Below are 7,279 nucleotides of genomic sequence, written 5' to 3' on the forward strand. Positions count from 1 at the left end.
TCATCCAGTTGCTGGCGCCCTTCTCGTCGTCGGCGCCCCAGCGCGACGGCCACCAGGGCTGCCCGCCCGCCGGCGCGGTCTGGGCCTGGGCGGTCGCCACCGGGGCGGCGGCGAACTTGCCGGCGGCGAGCCCGGCGGCGCCGGCCAGGCCCGCCGTCTTGAGGAAATCGCGCCGCTCGGGCGAGGGCGGGGCTGCCGCCGCGGCGGCCTGCGCCGGGCGGTCGTGGGGATCGCGGATGTCGGTCACGGTCGTTCCTCCCATCGGGACCCCTCGGTCCCGCATCCAGGTCCGGCGCCGTGCCGCGCTTCTCGGACGCCGTCACGCGCCGCCGACCACCCTTTCCGGGCCGGCCGTCCGCTGTCAAGGCCGGCGCCGCCGAATGCGGGTGGAGATCGCACCATTCTCCCGCCGAATCCGGGAGGCCGATGCCGATGACCGACGCGCCGGCCGCCGCCCTGCCGGACGGCCTCGTCACCCCGGTCCAGGAGCGGCTGCTGCGGGTGATCTACGGTCCGGAGGCGGGGGCGGCCGAGCGCTTCCGGGTCTGGCAGGAGGGGCTCGACCTCACCGACCTCGACGACGGCTGCTACCGGCTCTATCCGCAGCTCTACCGTCGCATCCGGCACCTCGCCCCGGACCACGCCTTTCTCGGGCGGATGAAGGGGACGTTCCGCCGCACCTTCTATCGCAACCAGCTCCTCTTCCGCTGGGCGCTGGACGTGGTCGACCGCCTCGCTGCCGCCGGCATCGACTGCCTCGTCCTGAAGGGCGCCTCCCTGGTCACCGCGACCGGCCTGTCGGCCGGACTGCGTCCGATGGCCGACGTCGACCTCCTGGTGCCGACCCGCGATGCCGAACGCGCGATCGCGGTCGCCGATCCGCGCTTCCGGGTGCTGCTCGACGATCCGGACCGGACCGTGGCGCATGTGTTGCTGCGGCACGGCTACACGGTGCGCGACGCCAACCGGCTCGAGATCGATCTCCACTGGCGCCTCGCCGGGGTCTGGGCGTCGGGCGCCGATCCCGACCGGCCGTTCTGGGACGAGGCGGAGACGGCGGTCCTGCAGGGCCGTACCATCCGGGTGCTGGCGCCGACCGATCTGCTCTTCCACCTCGTCGTGCATGGGCTGCCGCGCAATCCGGCGCCGGCGATCCGCTGGATCGCCGACTCCCTCGAACTGCTGACGACCGAGGGGCGCCGGATCGACTGGGGCCGGCTGGTGGCGCTGGCGCGGCGCTTCCGGCGGTCGCTGCTGCTGGCGCGCGGTCTGGGCTATCTGCGGGCGATCTTCGATGCCGCGGTGCCGGCTGGCGTGGTCGCGGAACTCGCCGCCGCCGGCGCGGCCGATGCCGTCGAGCAGGCGGAGTTCGACGTCCTGACCCGCGGCTGGACGCCACCCGCCCATCTCGCCGCGGCCGAAACTCTGACGGCGGCGATGCTGCCGATCCTGGCCGAGCGGCTGCCGGGGCATGGGCTCGTCGCCCACCTGACCGACGCCAGCCTGCGGCCGTCCGTGCTCGGCTGGCTGCGCCGGCTGGGCGCCGATTTCGTCTGCGAGTTCCGGCCGGAATCCCCCATCACCGAAGCGGTCCGCCGGCAGCTCGGGTCGCTCGATACGGGCACCGACGGGACCACCCGGCTCTTCCGCTTCGACGTACCGGAGGGTGCCTTGCCGGTGCGCCACGTCTACGCCGACCTGCGGCGCCTCGCCGACGGCCGGCCGGGCCTGCGCGTCTTCTGCACCAGCCTCCGGGCCTGGCCGCGGGGGGCGGTCGTCCTCCGTCTCGACCGCGCCGACCGCCTGCTGCGGCCGAACCTGGTCGGCGCGCGCGCGACCATGCCCACGAGCGCCCTGCCGATCTGGCCGGGCTTCTTCGCGGCCGGCGCCTTCCGCGCCGGCTGACCGCCGTCTAGGATCGCCGCATGGGCCTTTTCGACCGCGACAAGTCGGCCGAGCGGCTGCCGGTGTCGCTGGTGACGGGCTTCCTCGGCAGCGGCAAGACGACGCTCGTCAACCGGCTGCTGCGGCGGCCGGGCATGGCCGATACCGCCGTCCTGGTCAACGAGTTCGGCGACATCGCCCTCGACCACCTCCTGGTCGAGGCGGTGGCGGGGGAGGTCGTGCTGCTCGCCTCGGGCTGCATCTGCTGCGCCGTGCGCAGCGACGTCGAGACGACGCTGCGCGACCTGCTCGCCCGGCGCGACCGCGGCGAGGTCCCGCCCTTCTCCCGCGTGCTGGTGGAGACGACGGGACTGGCCGATCCCGCGCCCCTGGTGCAGCTGCTGCTCGCCAATCCCCTGCTCCTGCACGCCGTCCGCCTCGATGCGGTGATCGCCACGCTCGACGCCGCGCATGGCGCCATGCAGCTCGACCGCCACCGCGAGGCGGTGAAGCAGGTCGCCATCGCCGACCGGATCGTCCTCACCAAGCGCGACCTCGTGTCGGCGGACGGGGAGGCGGCGCTCGTCGCCCGGGTGCGGCGGCTGAACGCGGCCGCCCCGGTGATCGCGGTCGACCATGGCGAGGTCGATCCCGACCGGCTGTTCGGCGCCGGGCTCCACCGCCCGGACCGCCCCATCCCCGACGTCGCGCGCTGGCTGGCGCTCGACGCCCATGCCGCCGCAGCCGGCCTGCCCCGGCACGCGGCCGATGTCGGCGCCGTCTGCCTGACGGCGGCGTCGCCGCTCGCGTGGGAGCACCTGTCGTCCTGGCTGCAGCGCCTGCGGGCGGAGCGGGGGCCGGACCTGATGCGCATCAAGGGCGTGTTCGACGTCGTCGGCGAGGCGGCGCCGCTGGTCGTCCACGGTGTCCACCACGTCCTCCACCCGCCGACCCTGCTGGCCGGCTGGCCCGACGGTCCGCGGCGCTCGGCCGTCGTTCTGATCGGCCGCAACCTCGATCGCGACGCCATCGCGGCCGGATGGAACGAACTGGCAGCGGGCCGATGCCCCACCTGATCCTGGCGGCGCTGGGCCTGCTGGCGGCGGGCAGCGCGGCCGCCGAGCCGGCGCGCCTGCCAGGGATCGCCGGGGCCGACGACCGGCAGATCGTGTCGGCCCGGGAATATCCCTGGAGCGCCGTCGGCCGCCTCAACACCCGCATCGGCCAGCGCTGCACCGGCACCCTCGTGGCGCCGGACCGGGTGGCGACCGCCGCCCACTGTCTCTTCAACCGGCGCACCGGCCAGCCGCTGCGGCCGGAAGCGGTGCACTTCCTCGCCGGCTACGCCCGTGGCGAATGGGCGGCGACGGCCGCCGCGGTGGCGATCCGACGCGGCACCGACGGCCCGCCCGGCGATCCGGCGGCGGACTGGGCGATCGTCACCCTGGCGCGGCCGATCGGGCGCGAAGTCGGCTGGATCGCGCCGGCCGATCCGGGGCCGGCCGCGGAGGCGGGGGTTCTGCGCGCCGGCTACGGCCAGGACCGCGCGCACCTGCCGATGGCGGTGCTGGGCTGCGAGGTGCGGCCGGCCGCCGGCGGCCGGCCGCTCCTGGCGCACAACTGCGACGCGGTGCGGGGCGATTCCGGCTCGCCGCTGCTGCGCATCGAGGGCGGCCGGGTCGTCCTGATCGGCATCCATTCCGGGCACGCGCGCCGGGCCGCCGGGCCGGTGGGGGTGGCGGTGTCGGCGGCGGTCCTGCGGGCGGCCGGCACGGACTGGCCGGAATCGCGGCCTCCGACGGCGGCCGGCCTCGACCCGCGGCCGACGGCGACGGTGCGCGACCTCGCGCGCCGAACCGGGCGGCCGGCGCCCGCGCCGTCGCTGGAGGCGCTGGCGCGACTCCTCCGCCCTTGACCCGGCGGCGGCCACGGCCCGAATGTCCGCACCCCATGCCGATTGCCGCCGATCCCGCCCTGCCGCCCGAAGGTATGCTGCCGCCCGGGCTCGTGAACCCGGTCCACGAGCGCCTGCTGGCCATCCTCTACGGCCCGGCGGCGGAGGCGCCGGCGCTGTTCGAGGCATGGCAGTCCGAGGTCGACATGACCGACCTCGACGAGGGCTGCTATCGCCTCTACCCGCACCTCTATGCGCGGCTGCGGACGTTCGCGCCGGACCATCCGTTCCTCGGCCGGCTCAAGGGTCTCTTCCGCCGCTCCCTCTACCGCAACAACCTGCTCTTCCAGTGGGCGCGCGACGTCGTCGAGCGGCTGCGCGCGGCCGGCATCGAATGCCTCGTCCTCAAGGGCGCGGCGCTGGTCGGTTCGATCGGCTTCTCGGCCGGGTTCCGGCCGATGGCGGACGTCGACCTGCTGGTCCGCACCGCCGATGCGCGCCGGGCCCTGGCGGTCGCCGATCCCCTGTTCCGCGCCGTCGCCGACGACCCGTTGCTGGCCGACCTCCATATCCAGCTCCGCCACGGGCTCGCCGTCCAGGACGACCGGCGCCTGCAGATCGACCTGCACTGGCGGCTGGCCGGCACCTGGGTCGGCGGTGCCGATCCCGATGCGCCCTTCTGGGAGACGGCGGAACCGATCGACCTCCGTGGCCTCCCGGCGCTGACGCTGGCGCCGACCGAACAGCTCTTCCACGTCGTCGTCCACGGCATCCCGCGCAATCCCGTCCCGACCATCCGGTGGATCTCGGATTCCCTCGACCTGCTGGCGGCGGAGGGAGACCGCATCGACTGGGACCGGCTGGTCGGCCTGGCGGCGCGCTTCGGGCAGCGCCCGGCCCTGCGGACCGGGCTCGCCTATCTCCGCGCCCGGTTCGGCGCGGCGATCCCGCCGACCGCGATCGCCGCCCTGGCGCCGCCCGACACGGCGGCCGAGCGGGCGAGCTTCCTCGTCCGGACGCGGACCTGGGCGGCGCCGATCACGCTCGCCGAAATCCGGGCGATGCTCCCGCCACGCCTCGACCTCCTCGAGGAGCGGCTGCCGGGGCGGCGGCGGGTCGCCTTCCTGCCCGATCGCATGGCGACGCCCGATCTCCACCAGTGGCTGGATCGGCTGGGTTTCGACCATATCCGCGAGCATGGGCCGCAATCCCCGGTCACCACCGCCGTCCGCGCCGACGTGCTGGCGTCCGACCGTTGGCACCGGCGCGAGACGGAGGGTATGGAGGGGCTGTTCCGCTTCGCCCACTCGGTCGACGTCGGGGACGGCCGCAACTGGCCGGTCTTCGCCACCGTGCGGCGCGACGCCGCCGGCCGCTGGGGCCTGCGCGTCTTCGACACCTCGCTCGCCGACTGGCCCCAGGGCGCCGTCGTCTTCCGCTTCGACGCCGTCATGGGCTTCCTGCAGGCGAGCCTGCTCGGCGTCGACGACCTGCTGCCGACGCCGCATCTCAGCGGCTGGACGGGCTTTCCGGACGCGGTCGTCGCGATCCCGTCGCCGGCCGGTCAGGCCGAGCGCTTGCCGCCCGCGCCGTAGCTGACGTCCATCCCCTCGGCCGGGTCCATGTTGGCGCCGTAGGGCGGGATCGGATAGCGGAGCCCGACCTTCGACAGGGCCTCCAGCCCCTCGACGCCGCGCCGGAACTCGTCGGGCGGGCAGGCGACCAGCATCTCGTCGTCGGCCACCCCGCCATAGCGGCGCTCGGCATAGCAGGGGATCGAGATCGAGGTCTTGCGGGTGGCGAGCGCCCGGCCCCACGAATCGGCGCAGGCGCTCTCGCCGGTGATGCTCATGTCGTAGCGCTTGTAGCGGCCGTGCTGCAGGCCGTTGACGAAAAGGATGGTCTGGCCGGGCGTGCCGTAGAAGAGGCAGATGTCGGGCGGGTCGAGCCGGGCCGAGCGCAGCGGCGAGACGACGAGGCCGATATGCCGACCGGGCGTCACCCGCGGCATCTGCGCCTGGTGCAGGCGGGCGTTCTTGAGGTCGGCGAACCAGACGCCGGCCATCTTGCGGCCGGAAAGATAGTCGTCGCTGGGGGCGTTGAGGCCGATCACCCCGCCGCAGTTGCTCCACGGGCGCACGTTCTCGTGACGGATGCCGACGGTGAGGCCGGCGACCCGCGCCTGGGTGACGAGCTGGCAGGTGGAGAAGTGCCGGCCCGGCTTCGGCCGGCGCAGGCCCGGGACCGCGTCGAAGCTCGCCTCGTCGTCGAAATGCCGCATGCCGATCGGCAGCGTGCGCAGCCGCAGCAGCGTCTCCAGCCGCTGCGCCAGGTCCTTCAGCTCGGCGGCCGTCGGGGCCGGGGCCTTCTTCTTCGCCATCGGGCGTCCTCCGTTGTCGTGGCCGCCGATCTTGCCCCTGGGCGGCGCGGCGGCGAAGCAAATCCCGCTACTATCCCGGCGGAAGCGGAGGAGGGGCCATGGACGAGGTTCTGGTGGTGACGGGGGCAGGCCGCGGCATCGGCGCGGCGGTGGCGCGGCAGGCCGCCGCCGGAGGCTGGCGGGTCGCCATCCACTATGGCCATTCGGCCGGCCCGGCCGAGGCGCTGGCGGCGGAGATCCGCGCGGCGGGCGGCGCCGCCGAGGCCTTCCAGGCCGAAATCGCGGACGCCGCCGCCGTCGCCCGCCTCTTCGCCGCCGTCGATGCCCGCCTCGGCCGCCTGGGCGGCCTCGTCAACAATGCCGGCATCATCGGCGGCCGCTTCCCGGTCATGGCGCCCGAGCCGGGCGCGTTCGAACGGGTGCTGGCGGTCAACGTCGCCAGCGCCTACCACGCCACGGCCGAGGCGGCGCGCCGCATGGCGCGGAGCCGCGGCGGCGCCGGCGGGGCGATCGTCAACGTCTCGTCGGTGGTGTCGCGCACCGGCGGCCTGCCGGAGGAAGTCCACTATGCCGCCAGCAAGGGCGCGGTCGACGCGCTGACGCTCGGCCTCGCCCGCGAACTGGCGCCCGAGGGCATCCGCGTCAACGCCGTGCGGCCCGGCATCATCGCCACCGACATCCACGACGTCCATGGCGGGCGCGAGTTCCTGGCCGGCTTCGGCCCGCAGATCCCGGCCGGCCGGCCGGGCACCGCCGACGAGGTCGCGGCCACCATCCTCTGGCTGCTGTCGCCAGCCGCGGCCTACGTCACCGGCGCGCTCTTCGACGTCGCCGGGGGGCGGTGAACGTCTAAAGACCCTTGGCGAGCTCGATCGGCTGCCCGTGCGGCGTCGCGCGGACGGCGCGGTCCCAGGCGTCGCGGCGGGCCGTCATCTCCTCGGGCGAGACGACGCCTTTGGCGGCCGCCAGTCGTTCCAGGGCGGCCAGCCAATGCCGGTAGTAGGTGTCGCCGAAGTCGGGATCGCCGCGGTCCTGCGCGCGGGTGATCTCCTCGGCCAGCGTCGCCGCCCACTCGGTCCAGGTGAAGACGCCCCGCTCGTGCAGGCGCACCGCCATGGCGA

8 protein-coding genes are annotated in these 7,279 nt (G+C 74.9%); 5 read left to right on the plus strand and 3 right to left on the minus strand.

The annotated features are described in order from the left end of the window. A partial coding sequence (locus ACE3Q3_RS21865; RefSeq protein WP_374449541.1) for a twin-arginine translocation signal domain-containing protein occupies window positions 1-247 on the minus strand: 247 nt, incomplete at its 3' end. Between the two features lie 185 nt (window positions 248-432). Between ACE3Q3_RS21865 and ACE3Q3_RS21870 the strand changes: the two genes are divergently transcribed. From ACE3Q3_RS21870 to ACE3Q3_RS21885, 4 genes are read left to right on the plus strand one after another with little or no spacing between them, the layout of a single operon-like run. After that, entirely contained in the window at window positions 433-1,905 is a 1,473-nt protein-coding gene (locus tag ACE3Q3_RS21870) for a nucleotidyltransferase family protein (protein ID WP_374449543.1), read from the plus strand. A gap of 20 nt (window positions 1,906-1,925) precedes the next feature. Beyond that, on the plus strand, window positions 1,926-2,960 hold the full coding sequence (locus tag ACE3Q3_RS21875) for a GTP-binding protein (RefSeq protein WP_374449545.1): 1,035 nt from the start codon (window positions 1,926-1,928) through the stop codon (window positions 2,958-2,960). After that, the gene (locus ACE3Q3_RS21880) at window positions 2,948-3,799 is read left to right on the plus strand and encodes a serine protease (protein ID WP_374449547.1); all 852 of its coding nucleotides are present in this window, start codon (window positions 2,948-2,950) and stop codon (window positions 3,797-3,799) included. Before ACE3Q3_RS21875 ends, ACE3Q3_RS21880 begins: the two co-directional genes overlap by 13 nt. A 35-nt stretch (window positions 3,800-3,834) precedes the next feature. After that, a complete protein-coding gene (locus tag ACE3Q3_RS21885) occupies window positions 3,835-5,373 on the plus strand; it encodes a nucleotidyltransferase family protein (RefSeq protein WP_374449548.1) in 1,539 nt (512 codons plus the stop codon). On the opposite strand, the gene ACE3Q3_RS21890 is transcribed toward ACE3Q3_RS21885, so the two are convergent. Further along, window positions 5,343-6,158: a DUF169 domain-containing protein gene (locus ACE3Q3_RS21890; protein WP_374449550.1), complete on the minus strand. Its 816-nt coding sequence runs from the start codon at window positions 6,156-6,158 to the stop codon at window positions 5,343-5,345. The two genes, ACE3Q3_RS21885 and ACE3Q3_RS21890, sit on opposite strands and share 31 nt — an antisense overlap. Window positions 6,159-6,256: 98 nt before the next feature. Here ACE3Q3_RS21890 and ACE3Q3_RS21895 point away from each other — a divergent pair, with 98 nt between their 5' ends. Further along, window positions 6,257-7,003: an SDR family oxidoreductase gene (locus tag ACE3Q3_RS21895; protein ID WP_374449552.1), complete on the plus strand. Its 747-nt coding sequence runs from the start codon at window positions 6,257-6,259 to the stop codon at window positions 7,001-7,003. Between the two features lie 4 nt (window positions 7,004-7,007). On the opposite strand, the gene ACE3Q3_RS21900 is transcribed toward ACE3Q3_RS21895, so the two are convergent. Further along, on the minus strand, window positions 7,008-7,279 hold a 272-nt coding region (locus ACE3Q3_RS21900), incomplete at its 5' end, for a nitrile hydratase accessory protein (RefSeq protein ID WP_374449553.1).

Origin of the sequence: Allostella sp. (assembly GCF_041913585.1) — a bacterium.
Taxonomy (GTDB): domain Bacteria; phylum Pseudomonadota; class Alphaproteobacteria; order ATCC43930; family Allostellaceae; genus Allostella.

What these genes read in the sequence shown, in the direction of transcription:
- ACE3Q3_RS21885 (WP_374449548.1), top strand. Translation starts at nt 3,835, where the DNA reads ATGCCGATTGCCGCCGATCCCGCCCTGCCGCCCGAAGGTATGCTGCCG.
- ACE3Q3_RS21880 (WP_374449547.1), top strand. Translation starts at nt 2,948, where the DNA reads ATGCCCCACCTGATCCTGGCGGCGCTGGGCCTGCTGGCGGCGGGCAGC.
- ACE3Q3_RS21895 (WP_374449552.1), top strand. Translation starts at nt 6,257, where the DNA reads ATGGACGAGGTTCTGGTGGTGACGGGGGCAGGCCGCGGCATCGGCGCG.
- ACE3Q3_RS21875 (WP_374449545.1), top strand. Translation starts at nt 1,926, where the DNA reads ATGGGCCTTTTCGACCGCGACAAGTCGGCCGAGCGGCTGCCGGTGTCG.
- ACE3Q3_RS21890 (WP_374449550.1), bottom strand. Translation starts at nt 6,158, where the DNA reads ATGGCGAAGAAGAAGGCCCCGGCCCCGACGGCCGCCGAGCTGAAGGAC.
- ACE3Q3_RS21870 (WP_374449543.1), top strand. Translation starts at nt 433, where the DNA reads ATGACCGACGCGCCGGCCGCCGCCCTGCCGGACGGCCTCGTCACCCCG.